Raw genomic sequence first — 22,969 nt, forward strand, 5'->3', positions numbered from 1 at the left:
TCAGCCGAGGCGCTCACCCGTGGTCGCGGAGAACACGTGCGAGTGGCCGGCCTGGATGGCGACGGAGATGACGTCACCCTTGTCCGGCACACCGCGCGGGTCGATGCGCACGATGACCTGGTTGGTGTCGCCGGCGGAGAGGTCGACGTCGGCGGCGTCGCCCTTGAGCGAGCCGTAGACGAAGGCGTCGGAGCCGAGCTCCTCGACCAGGTTGACCTCGACCTCGAACGAGCCGGAGGTGCCGGACGGGACGACGTCGAGGGCCTCGGGGCGGAAGCCCAGGGTGACCTTGCCGCCGTCGGCCTCGCTGATGGTGGAGGCGATCGAGCGCTCCAGGGGGACGCTGGCCGAACCGACCTTGACGTTGCCCTCCTTGACGTCGAACGTACCGATGTTCATGGCCGGGGAGCCGATGAAGCCGGCGACGAAGACGTTGCTCGGGCGGTCGTACATCTCACGCGGGGTGCCGACCTGCTGCAGGATGCCACCGTTGAGGACCGCGATGCGGTCGCCCATGGTGAGGGCCTCGGTCTGGTCGTGGGTCACGTAGACCGTGGTGACGCCCAGGCGGCGCTGCAGCGACGCGATCTGGGTACGGGTCTGGACGCGGAGCTTGGCGTCGAGGTTCGACAGCGGCTCGTCCATGAGGAACACCTGCGGCTGACGCACGATGGCGCGGCCCATGGCGACACGCTGACGCTGGCCACCCGAGAGGGCCTTCGGCTTGCGGTCGAGGTACTCGGTGAGGTCGAGGATCTTCGCGGCCTCCTCGACCCGCTGGCGGATCTCCGCCTTCGGGGTGCCCGCGATCTTCAGGGCGAAGCCCATGTTGTCCGCCACCGACATGTGCGGGTACAGCGCGTAGTTCTGGAACACCATCGCGATGTCGCGGTCCTTGGGCTGCACGTCGGTGACGTCCCGGTCACCGATGAAGATGTGCCCGCCGTTGACGTCCTCGAGACCCGCGAGCATGCGCAGGGCTGTCGACTTGCCGCTGCCCGAGGGCCCGACGAGGACGAGGAACTCGCCGTCCTCGACCTCCAGGGTGAAGCCGTTGACCGCCGGGGCCTCCGTGCCCGGGTAGAGACGGGTTGCGTGGTCAAAGGTGACCGTAGCCATGAGAAAACATCCCTCCACCGGCAGGTACGTGCCGGACGATCCGTTGTGGTCTCACCCGGAAGAGGGTGAGGGGTACTGACGTCAGGGCCGGGTGAGGTCCAGCAGGTCGTCGTATCTCGCGTTCCGCGTCAGATAGCCGGAGACGAAGGGGCAGATCGCTGTGACCTTGGCCTGGCGCCCCCTCAGCTCCTGGAGCACTGCCTCCACCGTCGCCTTGCCGATCCCGTTTCCCCGGCGCGAGTGGACGACCTCGGTGTGCAGGAGGAAGTAGCGATTCGGCGCGAGCTGTCGGTATCTCACCCAGGAAAGCACCTCACCCGCGCGCACGAGCTCGAACTGACTGTCCGCGATCGAGTCACGGAGCTCCCAGCGGTTCGGGTCCTGGCTGTCCTTGTCGGTGTCGCTCATCGCGGTCTCCTGGCTCTCCGGTCTCCTGGCCGCGCGCGGACCGCGCAGCCGTGGCTCATCACCCGGCGGCGTCGCTCAGGTGGCGGACCAGGCCCAGCACGTCCTCGGGCACGAGCCGGCCGATGGCCCCGCTCGAGTAGACGCTGACGACGACATTCCCGGACGGATCGAGCAGGAAGCCGGTCGACTGGAGATAGTCGGGCTCGTGATGGACGAAGGCTCCCGTCGCGGCCGCGATCGCATCGGCATCGGCGCTGTGCCCGACGGGGAACGTCAGACCGTGCCGCCTGATCTGTTCCGCGGTCGTCTCCTCGTCGTCGACGGAGAGCGCCACCACCTTGATCCCCGCCGCCGCGAGACGCTCTCCGGCCCGTTGGAAGGCACGCAGCTGCGCGTTGCAGTACGGGCACCAGGACCCGCGATAGAAGAGCACGACGCCGAAGCTGCCGGCGAGCGCGTCCGGCAGGGCGATGGTCTGTCCACCTGGCTGGGTCAGCTTCAGGCTGGGGAACGAGTCGCCGGGACCGAGAAACGGCATCGCTGTCTCCTTGTGATCTGGTTGGTCGAGCGTCTGTCAGGTGGGTTAGCGACATCGGAGCACCTGTGTCTTACGTCGTGGTGCGCGTCCGGACCTCGCCGCGGGGAACGACGCGACCGCGCAGGAGGGCCCGTCGCGTCCCCTCAGAAGCCTGCGAGTCCCTGCGGGCTGTTGTACGGGATGGGTGCGCTCGTCATCTCGTCCAGGGAACCGTCGGGACGCACCGCGTAGCCGACGAGCTTCGAGGCGTTGCCGTAGATCTGGTACAGGTGAGTGCCCTCGGGGCTGAGCCAGTTGTCGCTCGGCCCGCTGCTCACCGTTCCGTTGAGCGCGCGGAAGGTCCCGTCACCAGGAACCTTGCGGCTCGCAGGGTCCTGGACCACCGACACGACGTTGCCCTCGATCTTGAACGTGCTGATGGTGCTGTAGCCGAAGTTGGTGGCGAAGACGAACGTGTCGTCCGGGGACACGGCCAACCAGCACAGTTCGGACGGAGCGCCGGCGCTCGTGTCGATGCGCACCAACGGGCCCGTGGTGATGTGGCCCGCGGCGTCGATCCGGGCCAGCACGACCCCGTCGCCGACGGCGGCACCGATGACGAGGTGGTCAGGGCGGTCGTGCAGGAATGCCGGGTAGAAGGGGGACCCGCACCCGGCGTCCTCGAACGACGGCCCGTCAAGGGTGCCGTCCTGGTGCACGGCGAAGACGGCCAGCCCATCCGGGTCGGGGGCGTTGGAGGCGATCAGCTTCGGTACTCCGTCCGGGCCGTCGACCCACAGGATGGGCGAGCCGTCCGGGTTCGCGGTGGGCAGCTGGTCGAAGGTCGTCCCGACGACGAGGAACCTGCCGTCCGGCGAGAGCACCACCGTCGTCGGGATTCGCCCCTGCTTCTCGGCGGTGTCGACCGTGTGGCGTTCGGGTCGCGGCGTCAGGCTGCCGTCGTCCTCGACGGTCATCGCGCGCAGGTGGTCCGGTCCGAATGAGTGCAGCACGTACAGCGTGCGGCACCCGGGTGCGTACGCCAGGGACTTCGCGGTGCCACTCGGCCCGTCGACCAGGTTGCCCGTGCGCCGCACGTCGAGCAGCTGCAGCCTGCCGTCGGAGCCGATGCCGAAGCTCGAGACGGAGTTGTCCCCTCCGTTGGTCGCGAACAGGAGCCCTCGGTCGGGACTGATGATCACGCTCGCGGCGCCCTCGAAGGCGTTGGGGGCGCTCGCCTGGCCGCTGATCGGCTTGAACACACCCGATCCGGCGCCTCCGGTCAGGGTGCGCTCCAGCTCGTCGAGCGTCCCGTCGGTACGGCGCGCGTAGTGGATGACGGCGTTCCGGACCTCGTTCGTCTGCAGGTAAAGGTGTCCGGCGGTTGCCGGAGCATCAGGCACGGCGTACGCGGGCGTCATAGACGCCGATTCCTCGGGTGACATGGGTGGTCCTCTCTTCCTGGCGTGCGGGCTGGTTCTTGCCGCGGCGACGCGGCCGGCCGGCCGGCCCGGTGTGAATGGGTGTCACGGGCGAGACGTCCCGTGCTGCTGCCGCCGGACGGTGAACCCGAGTCCTTCGAGCACCCTGACCGCGCCGGCCCTGCCGCCCTCGAACTCCTCCGGGGCGAGCCGCCGTCCGGTGGCGAGCTCGTAGGCCGCGCCCAGCAGCGCCTTCGGTGGGTAGGTGCGACCTTCCCGCACCAGCTCGTAGGTCGTGGTCGGGGCGAATCCGTGGACCGCGAAGAACTGGTGGGGTCCGACTCGGTCGTACTCGGCGGCCGCACGGTCCACGTCGGCCCGTGTCACCGGGGTCCAGTCGATCGCATGTGTCATCGGACGTAGTCCTCTCCCTGGTGTGTGCCGCTTCGGTCGTCGGGCGGGGCCGAGATCTCCGGCCCCGCCCCGGGTTGTCAGCTGCGGCCGGCCATGACACCGCCGTCGACGTCGAGAATCGTTCCGGTGATCCAGCCGGCGTCGTCGGAGAGCAGGTAGGTGATCGCGGACGCGACGTCCTCGGCGGAGCCCACCCGCCCCAGCGGGTGGAAGCCGTTGAAGCCCTCGATGGTCTCCTCGATCTTGTCCGCGGGGACGAACGCCTGATAGATCGGCGTCGCGACGACGGCGGGCGCGACGGCGTTCACCCGGATCTGCCGGGGACCCAGCTCGAGGGCGAGGTTGTGCGTCAGCGCGTGCAGACCGGCCTTGCCCATCGAGTAGGCGGACGACGGGGTCGCGGCCACGGCCTGGTGAGCCCACATGCTCCCGATGTTCACGATCGCCCCGCCGCGGTCGGCGGCCACCATGCCGCGGACCACTGTCTGCGTCAGGAAGTAGATGGCTCTGCTCAGCTCGAGGTATGCGTCGTAGTCGCTCCCGTCGTGGTCGAGGAACGGCTTCGGCACGAAGATGCCGGCGGCGTTGACCAGGAGGGAGGCGTCCGAGTGGTCGGTGGCCAGCTGGTGCTGCACCTTCGCGACCTGCTCACGGTCTGCGAGGTCCGCCACGATGCCCCACGCCCTGCCGTCGCCGGCGAGGGTCTGTACCGTCTCCTCGACCTTTTCCTGGTTCCGGCCGATGATGACCGCCGTACCACCGCCTCGTACGACGTCGATGGCCGTCTGGCGGCCCATCCCGCTGCTGCCGCCGACGACGACGAGCTTGCGACCGTCAAATCTGTGCGTCATGGAACTCTCCCATCGATTCCTGGATCAACCCCTGACAGTGGAGCCACGTGCCTGCTCCTGATGGCACTCTTGCCGGGGTGGGAATCGTTCGACCCCGGGATCTGCCCAGTCCGGCCCCGGGGGGCGCCGGGCAGACGCCCCCGGGGGCGGAGGTAAGGCCGAGGCGCCGTCCGGTCACTGATGCCTTGTGACGCTGCACGGCTGGTCCGCATGACCATGGCACCGGACGATCTCGAAGGTGGCGCAGGAGCCGATCGGACCTCCTCCCGCCTCATCGGGCGTGACGCGGAGTGCGCCCGTCTCGCCCAGCTCCTCACGGACGTGTCCGAGGGAGACGCCTCGGCCCTGTGCTTGTACGGCCGGCGGGGAACAGGGAAGAGCGCCCTGCTGGAGGAGACCGTGCGGCACGCCGGAGACTTCCGTGTCCTGCGCGTACGAGGGGTCGAGACCGAACGAGACCTCCCGTACGCGGGCCTGCACCAGCTGTGCGCACCGCTGATGAGTGAGGCGCACGCGCTGGACCCTCGTCAGCTCGCCGCGCTCGACGCTGCGTTCGGGGAGAGCGCGGTACAACCGGTCGACAGGTTCCTCGTGGGTCTCGCGGTGCTGAACCTGCTCGGCCAGATCTCCGTAGCACGGCCGGTGTGCTGCGTCGTCGACGACGCGCACCTCCTGGACGTCGCCTCCTTGCTGGTCCTGGCCTTTGTCGCTCGACGTCCGAAGGGCGGTGCACGACTGATCCTGTTCTCCGAGGACGAGCAGTACCGCCGGGCCGAGCTCGAAGACCTGCCCGAGATGCATCTGGGCCCGATCACGCCGGACGACGCACGTCTCGCACTGGCGACCGCGGCGCCGCACGGGACCGACCCCGAGATCATCGAACGGATCCTGCTCGAGGCACGGGGAAACGCGCGGGCGTTGACCGACGCCTTCGCGGGCACGACGGCTGCCGACCTGGCCGGAGGCTTCGCAGTTCCGCCCCCACGAGCGGACGGCGGGGGAGCAGACCCCCAGGCACTGCGTGACCTCCAGCGGCTGCCCGACGTCGCACGGCGCCTGTTGCTGGTCGCCGCGTCCGAGCCGACCGGCAACCCGACGTCCGTGTGGCGAGCGGCGGCCACGCTCGGGATCAGCGTCGGCGCAACGGTCGAGGCCGAGGACCTGCTCGTCTTCGGGCCACGCGTCCTCTTCAGGCACCCGCACCTACGGGCAACGGTCTATGCCGCGGCCGCACTACCCGAGCGCCGGGCAGTTCATCGGGCGCTCGCCGAGGCGACGACGAGCGCGTCGGAGGTGGATCGGCGGACCTGGCACCAGGCGCTCGCGACCTCGGGCCTGGACGACCGGGTCGCGGAGCAGCTCGAGCGCGACGCCCCCGCTGCACGGGCCCGCGCGGGACTCGCGGCCCACGCCGCGTTCCTGGAGCGGTCCGCGATGCTCAGCACGGATCCGCGGGACAGGGCGCGACGCGCGTTGACCGCCGCGACCGCGAAACAGCTGGTCGGTGACACGGAGTCCGCTCTGCGCCTCCTGACGGTCGCCCAGATCGCCGCTCCCGACCCGTCACGTGCGGCCCAGATCACGCTGCAGCGCGCCCGGATCGCGTTCGCCGTGCGACGGGACAGCAGCGCCCCGGCACTGCTGCTGGACGCCGCGGAGCACCTGTCCCGGCACCGGCCGTACATGGCTCGCCCCGCGTATCTCGAAGCGCTCGTCGCGAGCGCGGCCACGGGGCGCCTGGCCACGACCCCCACGCCCAGCGAGGTGGCGCGCACGGTGCGCCTCAAGGTGGAAGAGGGATCGACCGAGCCGGTGGACCTGCTGCTCGAGGCACTGGCGAGCAGGCTGCTCGACGGATACAGGTCTGCTGTGCCGCTGCTGCGCGAGGCAGTCGGGGCAGTCTGCTCGCGGCAGGGTGACCCGGCCGTGGGGGACTGGCTGTGGCTCGCCGGCTTCATGGCCGCCGACCTCTGGGACGAGCGTGCGTGGGACGCCGTCTGCGCCGGCTGCGAGCAGTACGCGTCCGTAGCAGGCCACCGGGCCAGGGCCGGCTTCCAGAGGCCTGATCACGTCCTCGCCCAGAGAGCGCTGGCTGACCTCTACCGTGGCCGCTTCGAGCGTGCGACGACGACACTGACCGGTGCCGGCGGTGCGAACAGAGACGGCGCGGTCGCGCCCGTCCTGACGCCGTCCGTGCTGATCGCCGCCTGGCGCGGGAGAGCAGACCTGCTCGGCGCCCGGGCGCCGACCGCTCGTCGGTACGCGCGCGACCGGGGAGACGAACGAGGCCTGGCGGCGGTGGCCCTGGCGGAGGCGATCTTGTACAACGGTCTTGGACACTACGGACGAGCGGTCGTCGCGGTACGGGACGCGGTCGATTCCGACCAGCTCGTGCTCGCGGGCTGGGCGCTCCCCGAGCTGGTCGAGGCAGCGACCCGCAGCAGGCAGCGTGAGGAGGCAGTCGCCGCGCTCGTCCGGCTCCGCGACAGGACCGGCACCGTGGGCACGGACTGGGGCTCGGGCGTCCACGCGATGTCGGCGGCACTTCTCGCAGACGACCTGGCCGCCGAGGAGCTCTACGAAGAAGCGGTCGACCGGCTCTCCCGCACCGGGATGCGAGTACACCTGGGGCGCGCGCAGCTCGTCTACGGCGAGTGGCTGCGCCGCCAGAACCGGCGGGTCGAGGCGCGCGAGCTGCTGCGCGGCGCGACCGACCTCTTCGAGACCATCGGCGCGGACGCGTTTGCCGGCCGTGCCCGCCGCGAGCTGCTCGCGACGAGCGAGAAGGCGCGACCACGGCGTCCCGGGACCGCCCGCACCCTCACGCCGCAGGAGTATCGGATCGCCCATCTGGCGCGCGACGGGCGCACCAACCCGCAGATCGGGGCCGAGCTGTTCATCAGTCCCAGGACTGTCGAGTACCACCTCGGCAACGTCTTCACGAAGCTCGCCATCACGTCGCGTACCGAGCTGCACCTGGTGCTCGACCGTGCAGCTGCGTCGGTATCCGGCAGGCACGCGACGGGCACGTAAGAACTCCGCGAGCACCGCACACCAATCACCGGTTCAGATCTACACGATGGAGGAGCAGGAACCGTGAGCACCCTGACCGGCAAGAAGATTCTCGTGATCGGCCGCGGGTCGGGTATCGCCCGTGCCGTGGTGACGGCAGCGCAGAGCGAGGGCGCGCACGTCGTCGTCGCGGGCCGCGACCCGCACACGCTGCGCGAGGTGTACGGCGCAGAGCTCGCCGTCGAGCCGGTGGATGTGACCGACGAGGCGTCGATCGCGGCGCTGGCCGAGCGGCTCGTGACGGTGGACCACGTCGTCACGACCGCATCCGCACGGGCGCGGGGCGCGGTGTCCGAGCTCGCGCCCGAAACGGTCGCGCTGTCCTTCGCCACGAAGGCGATAGGCCCCATCCTGCTCGCCAAGCACCTCGCGCCCCGGATGCCGGAGGACGGTTCGTTCGTGCTCTTCTCCGGCGCGACGGCGGTCCGGCCCACCGCCGGGATGCTGGCGGTGGCCGGCACCAACGGCGCCGTCGACTCGATCACGAAGGGGCTGGCGGTAGAGCTCGCGCCCATCCGGGTGAACGCGATCGCACCCGGAACGGTCGACACCGGTGCCTACGACGGGCTCGGGCCCGAGACCAAAGCCGCACTGTTCGCCGCTCGGAGCGCGACGAGCCCGGCGCGGCGGGTGGGCACGGCCGACGACATCGCACAGGCGGTGCTCTTCGTGCTCACGGCCACCTTCCTCACCGGCGTGTCCATCGCCGTGGACGGCGGGGAGACGCTGGTCTGAGACCGGTGTGACGAGCCATCGGGCCGCGGTGGGATGCTGGGCCCGGGGCACCGTCCCGCGACTCGCGGGAGCGACCTACCGGGCCACAGGGGGAGATGCGTGGAAGGCGATGCGGGTGTACCGGGGGGTCATTGGCGGGACCTGGAGAGGTACCTACGCCCCGACCCTGACGACCCGGGGTGTGACAAGGTCCGGGACCGGTTGGACGTCTACGCGGAGATGTCCGTGCAGGACCAGCGCCCCGCCCTGCGTCATCCCGAGATCGCCCGACACCTGGGCGCATGCGTCGCATGCGGCCAGGACCTCGCAGGTATCGTCGCTCTTCTGGCCGATGAACCTGGAGCCACCGGGAGCTAGGAGCCGATCAGGAGGTCCTCGGTGTCCAGCACCACGCGGTCGAGCTGGCTGCGCGACGTGATGCCGAGCTTCGGGAAGACCTTCCGCAGGTGGTACTGGACGGTGTGCGCGCTGATGAACAGCCGCGTGGCGATCTCCCGGTTCGAGAGGCCGTCGCGCGCGAGCATCGCGATCTGCGCCTCCTGAGCGGTCAGCTGCTGGGAGAGGCCGGGCTGGTCACGGTGCGGAGCAGGACCACCCGCCGCCCGCAGCTCGCGTCTCGCCCGCTCGGCGAACGCCGCAACGCCCATGTCGTCAAACATGGAGCTCGCCTGGCGCAGGTGTTCGCGGGCCTCACTCCGGCGACGTTCGCGCCGCAGCCACTCTCCGTACAACAGGTGAGCCCGGGCCAGGTCGACGCGGAGGCGGGTCCTGCCGAGGCGGGTCAGGGACTCGCGGTACAGACGGTCCGCCGCCTCACCAGTGCTCACGAGAGCTCGTGTCCGTGCCAGCGCGCCACGCGCCCAGTCGGTTCCCGTCGCATGCGCCATCTCGGCGATCTTCTGGCAGGCGTCGTCGGCGATCACGGTCTCGCCGCACCGCAGGGCTGACTCGACCAGTTCCACCAGCACCCAGTTGAGCGCCGCGAGGTCCTTGTCGTACGCCGTGGCGCGGAGACCCGCCGCCATCGCTTCCTCGAACCGCCCCAGCCCGTTGTTCAGCAGTGCACTCGCGCCCTCCGCGAAAGCGACCCCGATCCCCTCACCACGACGACTGGCGTCCTCGACGGTGGCCTGGATCAAGGGCTCCGCCCCCTGGCGGGAGCCACGGAGCGCGGCCAGCCACATCGCTCCGTAGGGCGTGAGGCCGCTACCGGTCGCCTCCGTCACGATCCGCTGTTCCTCGATCAGGGAAGCCGCGCCCGGCAGGTCACCCGCAAACAGCAGCATGTGGGCGCGGGCCGTCAGAGCCAAGGGGAGCTTGCTCAGTGCGCCCGTCGTCCGCACGAGCTCGACGTATCGAGAAGACAGCGAGTCCCACGCCGCGTCATCCCAGAGGCGGATCGCCGTGATGCACGCGAGGTACATCAGCTGCATCTCCTCCTCGCTCGAGATGTCGCTGCCAAACGTGGCGAGCGCCGACCGCAGAGCGGGCACCCCGGCCGCGTAGGACTCGCACAGGCCGCGAGCAGTGCCGTTGATGAGAAGGTCGAAACTGCCCGAACCGTGTCGACTCGTCGGTGCGGAACCGACAGCACGGGCCACCTCGGTCACGGTGCCGCCAGGACCTGCCAGGCGGTTCGCGAAGATCGCCGCTACCAGCGCATCGGCATAGGTCGTGCGTGCTCGGTCCAGGTCCACGCGCTCGAACCGTCGCGCGGCGTCCAGGAGCAGTCGCGGGGCGTCGCCGCCGCGAGAGGTCACGAAAGACAGTTCTGCCCTCATCGTGTCGACGGTGGCCCGTTGGACATCATCAAGGCGACCCTGTCCTGTCAGGTCGATCAGCTCTCGAGCCTCGTCGAACGAGCCGGCGTCGAGCGCCACCTGAGCTGCAGCCAACCCGCGCCTCGCTCGTTCTCCCGGATCGACCGTCAGTACCACGGCCTGCCTCAGGAACGCGGCCGCGGCCCCCAACCCGCCTCGGGCCTGGGCTCGGGTCGCTGACCGTTCGAGCTCGGCGGCCAGGGCGGCATCCGGTCCGGCGGACCCGTGCGCCCGGTGCCATGCCCGTCGGTCCGGGTCGGTCCGTTCATCGGTGACATCGGCCAGGGCGCGGTGCGCGTCTCGACGATCCTGCGGACCGGCCGACCAGTACGCAGCGGAGCGGGCGAGCGGATGGCGGAACAGAACTCGGGCGCCGAACGCGGCCAGTCCGGCTTCCGTCGCCGGGGCGCTCGCATCCGGACCGATGCCCAGCCTCTGGGCGGCTCGCCAGACGAGGCCGGAGTCGCCGGTCGGATCGGCCGCCGCGAGCAGGAGCAGCGTCTGCGACTCGCGCGGGACCGCCTTGACCCGACGCCGGAAGGATTCCTCGATGCTGCCGTCCAGCGCGGCCCCGACGATCCCGAAACCACCGGCAAGCTCCGCCAGGCTCAGGCCCTGGGGCAGCTCGAGCAGCGCGAGCGGATTGCCTCTGGTCTCGGTCACGATCTGGTCGAGTACGGCTTCGTCGATCGGCCCGGGAAGTACGAGGCCGAGCAGTCTCCGCGCGGCTGCGTCGGTCAGTCCTTCGAGCCGAAGGCTGGGTAGGTGCTCCAGACCGCCGTCGGTCACGCGTGTGGCGAACACCAGTGCTATCGACTCCGCGGCCAGCCTGCGGGCGACAAACGCCATGACCTGGGCAGTTTCCCGGTCGAGCCACTGCAGGTCGTCGACCAGGCAGACGAGCGGTCGTACCTCGGCCGCGATGGAAAGAAGACCGAGCACCGCGAGGCCGACAAGAAAGCGATCGGGCGGTGGACCCGCGCTCATCCCGAACACCGTACGTAGCGCCTCGCTCTGTGGCTCAGGGAGCCGGTCCAGGTGGCCGAGCACGGGGCTGCACAGCTGATGAAGGCCTGCGAAGGCGAGATCGACCTCTGACTGGACCCCGGCGCCGCGCACGACCAGGCACCCTGGGGCGTGTTCGGCGAGGTAGTCCAGCAGCGCGGACTTGCCGACGCCTGCCTCACCGTGGATGACCAGCACCCGGCTCTCGCCGGGCTGCTTGATGGCGTTCACCAGCTCGTCGAGTTCCTGGCACTCGGTTCGACGCCCGGTCAGGGGTGTGGTGTGCCACCGGCCTTCCGAGGGCTTTCGCCAGCGGTCCATAACAGCCCTTCTGCCTCGCACTAGGGGCGCTGCCAGCCGACGACTCGGCCTGCCTGCACAAACCAGTTTGCGATGCTGCTGGGCAGGAGAGAGATCGATTGAGGGACTGCTGCGATGTCGGCAGGTCCGTGAATGGCCGATCCGTGCAAACTACTTTGCGTCGTTCGAAGGTAACACACGACGCCGTGCTCCGGATGCGCCACGACAGACTTCTCGCCGTCCCGGGCACTACCCGTCCCGACTACCCGGCAGGGGATCCGGCGGCCACGCTCCGGTCGCAGACTGGCTGTGGGTTCCGGACTGAATCTCGAGCGGGAGGTTCCGCTCCGGTGCATTGCGATCTCCGTGTCCGATCTGTCGTGGCTCGATGGGGTCGGTCTTCTCGCCGCCAGCCGTGCAACGGTCCGGTCGGAGCCCACCAGGTCCTGACGGCTCCCGGCCCCGGGGCTGCGGTTCCACCGGGCTCGGCCTGAAATCTAGCGCACAACAGGACGGTAAGGTCCAGAATAGCCACCGATCAGCGGCTCAAGTCCCAATATCTGGACATGCAGGTCCAGTTGTGCTGCCGTGCAGCACGCCGGCCCGAATGACTGTGACGATGCCGGCTCGCCTGTGGCCGACCAAGAGAGGGGAGCGAGTGTGAAGGTCGACCTCCAGATCGAAGGCGAGAACCGCAGGTGGGTCCAGAGCCTCGGCGCGACAGGGCGCGACCGGGAGATCGCATGTCAGGACCTCTACCCCCTCTTGCTGCGGGTGGCACGGCGGGAGGTCGTGCGCCGCGCGCCAGGACTGCGGATGTTCGGTCCGGAGCTTGAGGACATCGCGCACCAGTCGGCGGGCGACGCGCTCATGGCGATCAGTGATCGTCTCGACCGGTTCCGGGGAGAGTCCAAGTTCACCACCTGGGCGAGCAAGTTCGTCATCTTCGATGTCGCCACGAAGATGAACCGGCACGCGTGGCGTCGCCACGACGTGCTGTACGACCAGGACGACTGGTCGCGCCTGGTGTCGAGGTTCGAGGTGCCACCGGATGAGCAGGTGCAGGCACGTGAGTTCGTCGAAGCGGTCTCGAGCGCTGTCCGCAGATGCCTCTCGGAGCGGCAACGCATCGTATTCATGGCGACGGTGGTGCGCGGGATGCCGGTGGACGCCCTCGCGGAAGAGCTCGGCTCGACGAGCAATGCGCTCTACAAGGTCTTGTTCGATGCGCGCAAGAAGCTTCGGGCTGCTCTGGTGGCGGCAGGCCACCTGCCGGAAGCGCGCTCGGACCAGCCCGAGACCTCACAACGTCGCTCGACAGGGAGATCAGCACGATGACGGTGTGAACGACCGCTCGCACACTTTGGTCGTGCCACGACAGCGCGGCGCGCGATGGACCTCGGACCTCGCACGCCGCGCTGTCCTGCTCGACGGTGCTACGCGCGGACCACCTTGTCGAAGACCTCGTTGAGGGCCTCGGTGGAGCTGGGATGGGTGTAGATCGTGTTGCGCAGCTCGGTGGCCGTGATGTGGTGGCGCATGGCAAGTGCGACGGTGTTGATGATCTCCTGGGCATCGATGCTGAGCAGTGCCGCGCCGAGGATGAGGTCGGTGTCGGCGTCGACGATGAACTTCATCAGGCCGCGGGTCTCCTCGACGGTGTAGGCGCGGGGCATGGCGATGATGTCGGCGACGTTCTCACGGGCGACCTTGATGTTCAGGCCGGCCCCGCGCGCCTGGGTCTCGGTCAGGCCGACCGTCGCGAGCGGGGGCGTGATGAACAGTGTGCGGGGTACTGCGACACGGTCGGTGGTGGTGCGCTCACCGCCACCGAGCAGGTGGTCGAGCACGATCCGCGCGTCGTCCAGGGAGATATAGGTGAACTGGGGGCCGCCGTTGACGTCACCGAGCGCGTAGATGTGGGGCTGGCTCGTGCGCAGGTGTTCGTCGACGATGACCGACCCGTCCGAGCTCGTCTTGACGCCGGCGGCCTCCAGCCGCAGCTCGGAGGTGACGGCGCGGCGTCCGGTGGCAGGCAGCAGTGCGCTGGCCTCGACCGTGTGGGTCTGTCCGTCCTTCTCGTAGACGACGGTCGAGACCGCGCCGTCGTCGCGGACGGCGGTGACCCGTGCGCCGGTGATGATGTGGATACCGTCACCGGTGAGGATGCCCGCAGCCGCCTCGGCGACGTCCTCGTCCTCGCGGGGCAGCAGCCGGTCGTTGGCCTCCAGCACGGTGACCTGGGTGCCGAAGCGGCGGTAGATGGAGGCGAACTCCAGGCCGAGGTAGCCGCCGCCGACGACCACGAGACGCTCGGGGAGGTTCGAGGTCTGGGTCAGCTCGGTGCTGTTGACGAGGTGGCTGCTGTCGGTGAGGCCGGGGATCTCGGGTACGACCGGTTCGGACCCCGTGTTGATCAGGATCGTGGGCGCGGTCACGGTGATGCGGTCCTGCCCCCGTCCCACCGTGATGGTGTGCTCGTCCTGGAAGGTCGCTTCTCCGGTGATGACCGTTGCGGTGTCCTTGCCGTTCAGCCCGTCAAAGTTCCCGGCGCGGAAGGCGGAGGTCAGAGCACGCACCCCTGCGACGGAGTCGGCGAAGTATTCCTGGGCATCGTCCTTGAGGTGCCGTGCGGTGGCGTAGTGAACGAGCATCTTGGTGGGCACACAGCCGACGTTGGGGCACGTGCCGCCATACATGTCGGCCGACTGCTCGACGAGGACGACTCGCTTGCCCGCGTCGGCCAGCGCGTGCGCGGCGGTCTTGCCGCCCTTGCCGAAACCGACGACGAGGATGTCGGCGTCGAGGGTGGTGGTCAGGTCTTCCATGGCTTGTTCTCCTGGGTCTCTCTGTTGTCGGGCGGCCGGCGCGCAGCCTGGCCGCCCGGGGACTGCTTGGTGTCACGCCCGGCGCTGGTCGCTACCGACGGCCACAGCCGCGTCATGGCCAGCGTGGTGCGAGGTCCATCGGTCAGCCCACGTGGTCCCGCAGGAACTCGCGGATGATGTCGGTGGTCTTGTCCAGGGCGCTCTCGAGCAGGAAGTGGCCGCCCTCGAGGAGGTGGATCTCGGCACCGGGAAGATCCGTCCGGAAGGCGGTGGCCCCGTCCGGGCCGAAGATCTCGTCGCCCTGCCCCCAGACGGCCAGCAGGGGCACCTGCGACTGGCGGAAGTAGGCCTGGACCGCCGGGTAGAGCGGCGGGTTGGTCCGGTAGTCGAGGAAGAGCGCAAGCTGGACCAGGTCGTTGCCGGGTCGGGAGATCAGCGCGTAGTCGTGTGCCCACGTGCCGGGGTCGACGAGGGTCTCGTCGGGGACCCCGGTGAGGTACTGCCACTGTGTCGCCTCAAGGGTGAGCGCGAAGCGCATGCCCTGTTCGGTGCTCTCGTTCTGCTCGGCGTGATAGGCCCAGACGGTCTTCCAGAAGCCGTCGACGAAACCGGCGTCGTAGGCGTTGCCGTTCTGGCTGATGATCGCGGTGATCCTGGTGGGGTGGCGCAGGGCGAGACGCCACCCGATCGGTGCGCCGTAGTCCTGGACGTACATGGCGTAGCTGCCGATCCCGATCGCGTCGAGCAGGCCCTCGGTCAGGTCGGTGAGCGCATCGAACGTGTAGTCGAACTCGTTCGCGCCGGGAGTGTCGGAGAGCCCGAACCCGAGGTGGTCCGGAGCGATGACGTGATAGCGGTCCGCCAGGAGCGGGATGAGGTTGCGGAACATGTGCGAGCTGGTGGGGAAGCCGTGCAGCAGCACGAGTGTCGGGGCCTGCGGAGATCCGGCCTCGCGGTAGAAGAGCCGCTGTCCGTCGACGGTCCGGTAGCGGTGGTGGATGGCAACCATGGAACTGCCTTTCTCTTGGTGTGATGCGGTGCTGGTCAACGTTCGAGCAGGCCCTTCCGGACGAGCCACTCCCGTGCGACCTGCTCGGGAGAGGGCTTGTCCGGTCCGGCGGCGATGGCGTTGAGGGATGTCAGCTCGGCGGTGGTCAGCTGGGCGGAGACGGGGTCGAGCACCTCGCCGAGCTCTCCGGCACGAAGCCGGTCGTTGAGCAGGGGGACGATGTTCTGTGCCGCGATGAGACGCTCGGGATCGTCCAGGACGACCAGGTCGTCACGCTGAAGGGCTGGGTTGGTGGTGAAGATGTCCGCGACCTGGATTCGATCCGTGAGCAGGGCGTCCAGCGTCGCGGGTCCGCCGAAGTCGTCGATAGCGAGGAACTTCCACCCCTGGACGCCGTAGACGCGGGCGAGACCGGGCCGGCCGTAGTGTCGGGTCTCGTACTCCGTGTTCGACCCGATCGTGATGGTGTCGGCGATGGGCGCCAGATCGGCGATGGAGACGAGGTCGTGCGCCTCGGCGAACTCCGCACTGACGACCAGCGCGTCGGCGTCCTCGGCGGGTGCAGGAGCGAGCGTCGCCAGATCGAGCGCGGCCACAGCCTCCGGCAGTGCGGCGTTCACGTCCTCCGGCGTCGAAGCGGTGGTGTCCGGATCTGCTGCCCGCAGCAGGTTGCCCGAGTAGTCGGCGATGAGGTCGATCGATCCGTCCTGCAGGGCTGGGATGAAGATCTCGCGCGCGCCGATCCCGAGCTGATACCTCACCTCGTAGTCCTGGTCGGCCAGGACGAGCCCGTAGACGTACGCGAGGATGTCGCTCTCGGCGAATCCTTGGGAGCCGATGGTGATGGTGGCGTCAGGGTCCGCGTCGGCCACGAGGGGATCCGTGGCGTAGCACCCGCTCGCCAGCAGACCGACGGCGATAGCGGTCAGGCTCGCCGCGGTGAACCGCATGGATGGTCTCATCGGAGTCGTGGTCCTTTCGGAGTGGCTGCCGTGCTGGTGTGACCGCGTGGGGGAAGGAAGCGTCGAGGCTCTGTTCGGCCCGCACCATGCGGTGTCGTGAGTATCTGGACAGAGGCGAGCGCGGCGTCGCAGAGGAGAGCGAGACCGGCTACGAGCAGCGCCCCGACGACTGCGGTGGCGTACTCGTGGCGAGCCAGACCTTCGATCAGGTAACGACCGAGTGCTCCCTGCGCGACGTAGCCGGCGATCGTCGCCGTGGCGACGGCCTGCAGGGTGGCCGAGCGGATGCCGCCCAGAACGAGTGGCATGGCCAGCGGCAGCTCGACCCGCCGTACGATCTGGAGCTCGCTGAACCCGCTTCCGCGGGCGCCGTCCACCGCGGTGCGTCCTGCGGCCTCGACCCCCGTGTAGGTTCCGGCGAGGATCGGTGGGATTGCCAGGAGCACCAGCACGGCGATGACGGGCGCGAGGTGCAGTCCGAACAGGAGAACGGCGAACAAGAGCAGTCCGAAGGTGGGCAGCGCACGTGCGGCTCCGGTGACTGTCGCGACGAGGTCGCGTCCACGACCGGTGTGGCCGGCGACGAGCCCGAGCGGCACCGCGACGATGGTTGCGCCGACGACGCCGGCCGCCGCGTAGAGAACGTGCTGCGTGAGGCGGGTCGCGATCCCATCAGGTCCGGGCCAGTTCTGGGGGTCGAAGATGAATTGGACCGCGTCGGTGATGTAGTTCATGTGGGGCTCGTTCCGCCCAGGTTGCGTATCCAGGGCAGAGCCGCACGACCGACCAGCACCAGGACGACGTCGAAGGAGAGCGCCAGGAGCAGGACTGCGACGATCCCCACCACGATCTCTGTCGGGTGGTTGCGCTGGAACCCGTTGGTGAAGAGGTAGCCCAGGCCGCCCTTGCCGATGAGTGCTCCGACACTCACCAGACTGACCGTGCTGGCCGAGACCACGCGCAGGTTCGCGAGCAGGACCGGTCCCGCGAGCGGCAGCTGGACCTTCCAGAAGAGACCGGTGGGGGAGTAGCCCAGCGCCGTGGCTGATCTCGTGACGCCTGGCGAGAGGTGGTCGAATCCGTCCACGGCGCCGCGCAGCATGGTCGCGATCGCGTAGAGCGACATGGCAGCGATGACGTTGCGCTCATCGAGGACGCGCGTGTTCAGCACCAGCGGAAGAAGGACGAAGAGCGCCAGGGACGGGACCGTGAAGATGAGGCTGAACGACGTGAGCACGATGAGCCGTGCTGCTCGGACACGATGGGCCAGCCACCCGAGAGATATCGATGCGAGCAGTCCGACGACGATCGGCACCGCGCTGAGGCGGGCGTGCTGCAGCGCAAGCTCCGTCACGAGGGTGAAGTTGTCCAGCAACCACGACATCAGCCCACCACCTGAGCGCCGCGTGACCTGGGCGTCGGGTCGGCGACCGGTAGGCGACCCTCGGGTGCCGCGATGACGCCGACGGGGTAGCCACCGGCGTCGACGACCACCCGATCGGCTCCGTCCACGGACCGCTGGGCGCTGATGGTGAGGCGCCGTTTGCCGCGGGCGCTGCCGATGAACGCCGCGACGAAGCTGTCTGCCGGGTCGGCAAGGATGTCTGCCGGAGTTCCGTGCTGTGCCACCTGCGCTCCCGGCCGCAGCACGACCACCTCGTCGCCGAGCAGGAACGCCTCGTCGATGTCATGGGTGACGAGCACGATCGTCTTGCGGAGCTCGTGCTGGAGACGCAGGGTCTCCTGCTGCAGGTCCGCCCGGACGATCGGGTCGACGGCTCCGAAGGGCTCGTCCATGAGCAGGATGTTGGGGTTCCCTGCCAACGCTCGGGCGACGGCGACACGCTGTCGTTGGCCGCCCGACAGCTGCGCCGGATACCGGTGGGCGAGCGCCGGGTCGAGCCCGACCACCGCCATGAGCTCACTCGCCCGCAGCCGTGCGGCGGCTCTGGTCGCACCGTTCAGGAGCGGTACCACCGAGATGTTGTCGATCACGCGACGGTGCGGCAGGAGCCCGGAGTCCTGCGGCACGTACCCGATGCCGCGCCGTAGCCCGACAGGTCGTCGGCCGGCGATGTCCTCGCCGTCGATCTCGACCCGCCCGACGGTGGGGTCGACCATGCGGTTGATCATCCGCAGGAGCGTGGTCTTGCCGCAGCCGCTTGAGCCCACGAGCGCCGTGATCCTGCGTGGGGCGAGCCGCAGGCTGAAGTTGTCGACAGCAGGTGCGCCTCCGTCGTAGGTCTTGGTCACCCCGACGAACTCGATCACAGGAGCCACCGCCACGTCTGGGCGATCTTGTCGTCGGGCGGCACGACGAAGGTGACGACCCGCCTCAGGATCCGGTGGAGGACCGACCTCGGGTGCCCGCTGGCCCTGTCTGTGCCCCGGAACGCGGGCAGCGTTCCTTCCGGAGACTTCCCGGTGGGTGCCGTGCTCATCGTGATCTCCTGCCGTACTCGTGAGTGATCGTCACTGGCCTGTCAGGCGTGCGTATTCCGAAGCCGTCAACAAGGCCTGGAGCGGTGAGGTCGGAGCCGCTTGCTCGATCGCGATCTCGACCAGCCAGGCCGACCCGTACGGGTCGGTGTTGACGATCTCTGGCTGCTCTGCGACGGACTCGTTGACGGCGGACACCGTCCCTGTGACCGGTGCGACGAGGTCGCTCACGCTCTTGGTGGACTCGATCTCGCCCATCGCCACGCCGGCGGTCGTCGCGGTGCCTACCGGTGGTAGCTCGACGGCGACGACGTCACCGAGCGACTCCTGGGCGAAATCGGTCACGCCCATCCGGACGGTGCCGGGCTCTACCTGCGCGACCCAGTGGTGGTCCTGGACGTAGCGCAGTCCCGATGGAACCTCTGCCATGATTCGCTGCCTCTCGTGCTCGGGTGGTGTTCAGTCCGCGGGGCGGGTCCTGGCCTTGAGCTCGTCCGGGTCCAGTGCGCGGTCGATCCCGTGGGCGACCACGAGCTGCCCCGGAGCCAGTTCCTGGCGGACGTCGTCGAGGTAGATCTCGAGCAGGTCGGGCTCGAACGAGAGCAGCGTGTCGACACGTTCGACCTCGGTGAACGCGTTCTCGTAGGACCAGGCCGCATGGTCGACGCCGTCGACGGAGTAGTAGCTGGCCAGTCCCTTGTAGGGGCAGAACGTCTGCCCCTCGAGGGGGCTGAGTGCGTCCAGCGCTACGTCGTCGCGGTCCACGTACCAGCGTGGCGCGAAGCCGGACTCGTAGAGGACGGTCGGGGTGTGGGTGTCGGCGATGACCTTCTCACCGTGCCTGACGACGAGGTGCCGGGTGGTGGACCGGACATCGATGCGGTGGTAGGCGTCCGCCGCATGGCCCAGGATGCGTTCGTCCTCCTCGTAGAAGGCGTCCATCTTCCGCCAGGCGAACGCGACCCGGTCGGCGAGGAGACCCGCGTGATCCGGCAGTCCGGTGTGTTGCCAAGCTGCACGCTCGGCGCTCTCCCCGGAGGCGGTGACCGTGAACCAGGCCGTCTCGCCGAGCTCGCGGTGCTGTGTCGTCCGGCCGGTGGGCTCCAGCGCGTCCGCCCTGACGTCGGTCCGTGGAAAGAACGCCACGGGGTAGTGGCCCGGCTCGTGCAGCAGGACCACGTCCTCACTGTCGGCGATCCACTGCCCGCGGAACTGGACCCGCATGCGTCGGCGGAGCGGTTCGGCGAACAGCAACCGCTCCGGTAGCGGCGTAGCGGTGAGGAACGTGCCGACTCCCCGTGAGGCGAGCGGGCCCTGCTGCCAGCTGAGTCCCATGAGGGGCTCCCTTCGTTGCCCGGTCATCCGGGGGATGGGCGATGTGTGGTTTCCTCGGCGACGAGTACCCGCTCGTCGGCATGCGAGGCTCTCAGGGCGCGGGCGCACCGGGGGTGGTGGTCGTCGCGCGCCTGTGCGCATGGCCGCGTTCCTGTACCCGCCAGGTGTTCCCGTCGGGGTCGGTCACCACGAACGAGCTGGCATAGTCGGAGCGGTCCGGATCGGGGCCGGGGTGGTATCGACCGGCCCAGTGCTGTGGGTCGGCCTTGTGGGCCAGCGGGCCCGGATCAGCCCCGCGACGTGCGAGCTCGCGGTGGGCCGCCTCGATGTCCGTCACGACCAGGTAGTTCTCGGCAGCCGATCCGGGTCTGGCGTCGGTGATCCCCACGCCCAGCTGGACCGACGTTGCGGACCCGGCCGGGGTCAGCTGGGCCACACGGAAGGTGTCGGTCGGTGCCCAGTCCACGTCGAGACGAAAGCCGAGTCGGTCGCGGTAGAACGCGATCGCTGCCTCGACGTCCCTGACGGGAAGGGTGATGACCTCGAGCCGGTAGTCCATGCGGTTCTCCTGGTCCAGGTCGTCAGGCGTCGACGACCATGTCTTCTGTCGGTCGGGCGCAGCACAGCAGGGTCTGTCCGGCAGGCGGCGGTTCGAGCGGGATCGGTTGGTAGCTGGCGGCGCCAGAGATCACGGGGGTCGCGCAGGTGTGGCAGACCCCCGTCCGGCACGACCACCGTGTCGGGACTGCGCACGCCTCGGCGAGCTCGAGCAACGACCGGTCCCGCTCGCGCCAGCGCACGCTCAGGCCGCTCCGGGCGAAGGTGACCAGCGGCCCTGTGCCTAGTTCGGTCGGCTGGTGAGGTGATACGACCCCGCCGTCGAGCACGCCCGGCGCGACGGGCGGCAGTGCCTCGAAGAGCTCGGAGCGGATCCGACCGGACGCCAGTCCGAGACGGCGGAGGGCGCCGCCGATCTCGGCCACGAATCCCGGCGGCCCGCAGAGGTATGCCCAGGCAGAGGACGGCAGGCCGAGACGGGCTAGGTCGTCGGCATCGGGACGGCCTCCGCGCACGGTCGCGGCGTCGTGGCCTGTCCCTCCCTGTTCGGACCGGGTGTAGAAGGTCATCGACCGGCTGCCCGGCAGCTGCTCGAGGAGCTGCTCGGCTTCCGCGGCGAAGACGTGGTCCGCTCGGCTGCGTGCGACGTGCAGCCACCAGATGGGCCGCTGACGTCCGCTCCGCACTGCCTCGCGAAGCATGGCGATCATCGGTGTGACCCCGACGCCGGCCGAGGCAAGCAGTGCAGGCGATCCGTCCGGCCGCAGGGCGAAGGTGCCACGTGGAGCCGCGACATCGACCGTCGTGCCCACTCGCACGTGGTCGTGGAGGAAACGTCCTGCGCGACCATGAGCATCGCGTCGCACCGTGATGCGGTAGCGCCCCGTGCCCTCCAGCGCCGAGATCGAATAGCTGCGGACGAGCAGTGCTTCATCGTCCCCCTCGTGCAGGCGGAGCGTCAGGTACTGGCCGGGCAGGGCGCGTGCCACGGGTGTCTGCGGGTCCTCCAAGTGGTACGAGGTCACGGTGCTGGTCTCCTGGACCACCCGCCTGACGGTCATCGGCCGGAAGCCCGCCCACGCGGGTCCGGCGCCGGCCGGTGAGGGGCCGGCGACGGTCGCCGAGGACAGGTCGCCGTCGAGCAGGTCGCGGAACGACTGCTGCCAACCCGGGCTGAGGGCGCTGATCTCGACCGCTCGACGCAACGTCTCCGCACGCCTGCCGGGCAGGTAGAGCAGAGCGTCGACATCGGCGACCGACAGCTGGTTCCGGCCGGTACGGGTCTTGATGATGTGGTCGCCGGCGCTGACCTCGCCCTCGGTGATGACCCGCAGGTAGAAGCCGGGGCGACGATGGCTCACCAGAAGTGCGGGTAGCTCGGGGACACCGAGCCGCATCCCCACGCGGAAGCACGTCACCCGGGGCTGTGTCACCTCGAACTCCGCTGTTCCGATCCGGTACCGGTCGCCGATGCACACGTCGTCGTCAGCCAGCCCGGAGACGGTGAAGTTCTCACCGAAGCTGCCCGGGGTCAGGTCGTCACGCCCGAAGACCCGAGACCAGTGAGCGTAGGAGCCCCGCTGATAGACGAGGACCGCCCGCTGTTCACCTCCGTGGCCTTCGGGGTCGCCCTGTCCGTCGCCGTCGACGTTGAGTCGGCGGACGGTGCGCGGGCCTGCGACCGGCGACTTGTGGATCCCGGTGTAGACGGTGGTCCCGTTCCAGCGGACCGGTCGTGGCAGGCCGACGTTGACGGAGAGCAGCACCGGGGGACCGTCCTCCTCCACCGGAGGGGCGGACTGCGACGGCTCGGCGGTCTCGATCATGGCTGGGCACCGTGGGTGCTGCTTCCGTGCGGTCGACGGCGGGTAGTCATGGCTCTCCCTTCAGAACCTCCGGTCAGTCTGCGACGGCAGTGATGGCGGCCGGATCCCCCGTCGGGTAGTCCGTGCGGGTAGTGCCACGGAGGGCTCGGGCGCAGGGCGGAGAGCGCGTTCGGGGACCCTTGACCCGGGTCGAACGGCGTGTGCTACCGTCGAAACCGACGCAAAGTAGTTTGCGCGCGGATCCCGCGGATGTGATCCCTAGGCTGAGAGGGTTCCTTTCCAGCCTGGAAGGTGCGGAAGCCGTAGTCGCACAAACTGGTTTGCGGGATCGCCTATCTCTAGGAGCTCAG

21 protein-coding genes are annotated in these 22,969 nt (G+C 69.3%); 3 read left to right on the plus strand and 18 right to left on the minus strand.

The window, feature by feature from the left end:
* The 6 genes from H291_RS0102675 to H291_RS0102700 all read right to left on the minus strand — a co-directional run bounded on the left by H291_RS0102675 (window position 1) and on the right by H291_RS0102700 (window position 4,730).
* The gene (locus H291_RS0102675; protein ID WP_020013437.1) at window positions 1-1,119 is read right to left on the minus strand and encodes an ABC transporter ATP-binding protein; all 1,119 of its coding nucleotides are present in this window, start codon (window positions 1,117-1,119) and stop codon (window positions 1-3) included.
* Between the two features lie 81 nt (window positions 1,120-1,200).
* The gene (locus H291_RS0102680; RefSeq protein WP_020013438.1) at window positions 1,201-1,527 is read right to left on the minus strand and encodes a GNAT family N-acetyltransferase; all 327 of its coding nucleotides are present in this window, start codon (window positions 1,525-1,527) and stop codon (window positions 1,201-1,203) included.
* 58 nt (window positions 1,528-1,585) lie between these two features.
* The gene (locus H291_RS0102685; protein WP_020013439.1) at window positions 1,586-2,065 is read right to left on the minus strand and encodes a peroxiredoxin family protein; all 480 of its coding nucleotides are present in this window, start codon (window positions 2,063-2,065) and stop codon (window positions 1,586-1,588) included.
* 143 nt (window positions 2,066-2,208) lie between these two features.
* Entirely contained in the window at window positions 2,209-3,489 is a 1,281-nt protein-coding gene (locus tag H291_RS0102690; protein WP_198012387.1) for a hypothetical protein, read from the minus strand.
* Window positions 3,490-3,570: 81 nt separating this feature from the next.
* Window positions 3,571-3,879, minus strand: a complete 309-nt coding sequence (locus tag H291_RS0102695) for a hypothetical protein (RefSeq protein ID WP_020013441.1) — start codon at window positions 3,877-3,879, stop codon at window positions 3,571-3,573.
* A gap of 77 nt (window positions 3,880-3,956) precedes the next feature.
* Complete coding sequence (locus tag H291_RS0102700) at window positions 3,957-4,730, minus strand: SDR family NAD(P)-dependent oxidoreductase (protein ID WP_020013442.1); 774 nt, start codon at window positions 4,728-4,730, stop codon at window positions 3,957-3,959.
* Window positions 4,731-4,940: 210 nt separating this feature from the next.
* Here H291_RS0102700 and H291_RS28355 point away from each other — a divergent pair, with 210 nt between their 5' ends.
* Complete coding sequence (locus H291_RS28355; protein WP_020013443.1) at window positions 4,941-7,763, plus strand: helix-turn-helix transcriptional regulator; 2,823 nt, start codon at window positions 4,941-4,943, stop codon at window positions 7,761-7,763.
* A 63-nt stretch (window positions 7,764-7,826) separates the two neighbouring features.
* Window positions 7,827-8,537 (plus strand): SDR family oxidoreductase, encoded by a 711-nt coding sequence (locus tag H291_RS0102710; protein WP_020013444.1) that lies wholly within the window; start codon window positions 7,827-7,829, stop codon window positions 8,535-8,537.
* Window positions 8,538-8,890: 353 nt separating this feature from the next.
* Here the strand turns inward: H291_RS0102710 and H291_RS0102715 are convergent, their stop codons facing one another.
* A complete protein-coding gene (locus H291_RS0102715) occupies window positions 8,891-11,683 on the minus strand; it encodes a helix-turn-helix transcriptional regulator (RefSeq protein WP_084467658.1) in 2,793 nt (930 codons plus the stop codon).
* 639 nt (window positions 11,684-12,322) lie between these two features.
* Between H291_RS0102715 and H291_RS0102720 the strand changes: the two genes are divergently transcribed.
* Window positions 12,323-13,000: a sigma-70 family RNA polymerase sigma factor gene (locus tag H291_RS0102720; protein ID WP_026365326.1), complete on the plus strand. Its 678-nt coding sequence runs from the start codon at window positions 12,323-12,325 to the stop codon at window positions 12,998-13,000.
* 98 nt (window positions 13,001-13,098) lie between these two features.
* Here H291_RS0102720 and H291_RS0102725 read toward each other — a convergent pair whose 3' ends face one another.
* The 11 genes from H291_RS0102725 to H291_RS0102775 all read right to left on the minus strand — a co-directional run bounded on the left by H291_RS0102725 (window position 13,099) and on the right by H291_RS0102775 (window position 22,619).
* Complete coding sequence (locus H291_RS0102725) at window positions 13,099-14,490, minus strand: dihydrolipoyl dehydrogenase family protein (protein WP_020013447.1); 1,392 nt, start codon at window positions 14,488-14,490, stop codon at window positions 13,099-13,101.
* A gap of 142 nt (window positions 14,491-14,632) precedes the next feature.
* Window positions 14,633-15,499, minus strand: coding sequence for an alpha/beta fold hydrolase (locus H291_RS0102730; RefSeq protein WP_020013448.1), 867 nt, complete (start codon window positions 15,497-15,499; stop codon window positions 14,633-14,635).
* A gap of 35 nt (window positions 15,500-15,534) precedes the next feature.
* Entirely contained in the window at window positions 15,535-16,449 is a 915-nt protein-coding gene (locus H291_RS0102735) for an ABC transporter substrate-binding protein (protein ID WP_020013449.1), read from the minus strand.
* Between the two features lie 8 nt (window positions 16,450-16,457).
* A complete protein-coding gene (locus tag H291_RS0102740; protein WP_020013450.1) occupies window positions 16,458-17,195 on the minus strand; it encodes an ABC transporter permease in 738 nt (245 codons plus the stop codon).
* A complete protein-coding gene (locus H291_RS0102745) occupies window positions 17,192-17,845 on the minus strand; it encodes an ABC transporter permease (protein ID WP_020013451.1) in 654 nt (217 codons plus the stop codon). The genes H291_RS0102740 and H291_RS0102745 overlap by 4 nt, the downstream gene beginning before the upstream one ends.
* Window positions 17,845-18,732 carry an ABC transporter ATP-binding protein gene (locus H291_RS0102750; protein ID WP_020013452.1) on the minus strand — a complete coding sequence of 296 codons (888 nt, stop codon included), beginning with the start codon at window positions 18,730-18,732 and terminating at the stop codon, window positions 17,845-17,847. The genes H291_RS0102745 and H291_RS0102750 overlap by 1 nt, the downstream gene beginning before the upstream one ends.
* Window positions 18,729-18,902: a hypothetical protein gene (locus H291_RS33615; RefSeq protein WP_020013453.1), complete on the minus strand. Its 174-nt coding sequence runs from the start codon at window positions 18,900-18,902 to the stop codon at window positions 18,729-18,731. Before H291_RS33615 ends, H291_RS0102750 begins: the two co-directional genes overlap by 4 nt.
* Window positions 18,903-18,933: 31 nt before the next feature.
* Window positions 18,934-19,329, minus strand: a complete 396-nt coding sequence (gene gcvH / locus H291_RS0102760) for a glycine cleavage system protein GcvH (protein WP_020013454.1) — start codon at window positions 19,327-19,329, stop codon at window positions 18,934-18,936.
* Window positions 19,330-19,359: 30 nt separating this feature from the next.
* A complete protein-coding gene (locus tag H291_RS0102765; RefSeq protein ID WP_020013455.1) occupies window positions 19,360-20,235 on the minus strand; it encodes a DUF427 domain-containing protein in 876 nt (291 codons plus the stop codon).
* Window positions 20,236-20,326: 91 nt separating this feature from the next.
* A complete protein-coding gene (locus H291_RS0102770; RefSeq protein ID WP_020013456.1) occupies window positions 20,327-20,794 on the minus strand; it encodes a VOC family protein in 468 nt (155 codons plus the stop codon).
* Window positions 20,795-20,816: 22 nt separating this feature from the next.
* The gene (locus H291_RS0102775; protein WP_020013457.1) at window positions 20,817-22,619 is read right to left on the minus strand and encodes an MOSC domain-containing protein; all 1,803 of its coding nucleotides are present in this window, start codon (window positions 22,617-22,619) and stop codon (window positions 20,817-20,819) included.
* Window positions 22,620-22,969 lie beyond the last annotated feature (350 nt).

This window comes from Promicromonospora sukumoe 327MFSha3.1, from assembly GCF_000385135.1.
Taxonomy (GTDB): Bacteria; Actinomycetota; Actinomycetes; order Actinomycetales; family Cellulomonadaceae; genus Promicromonospora; species Promicromonospora sukumoe_B.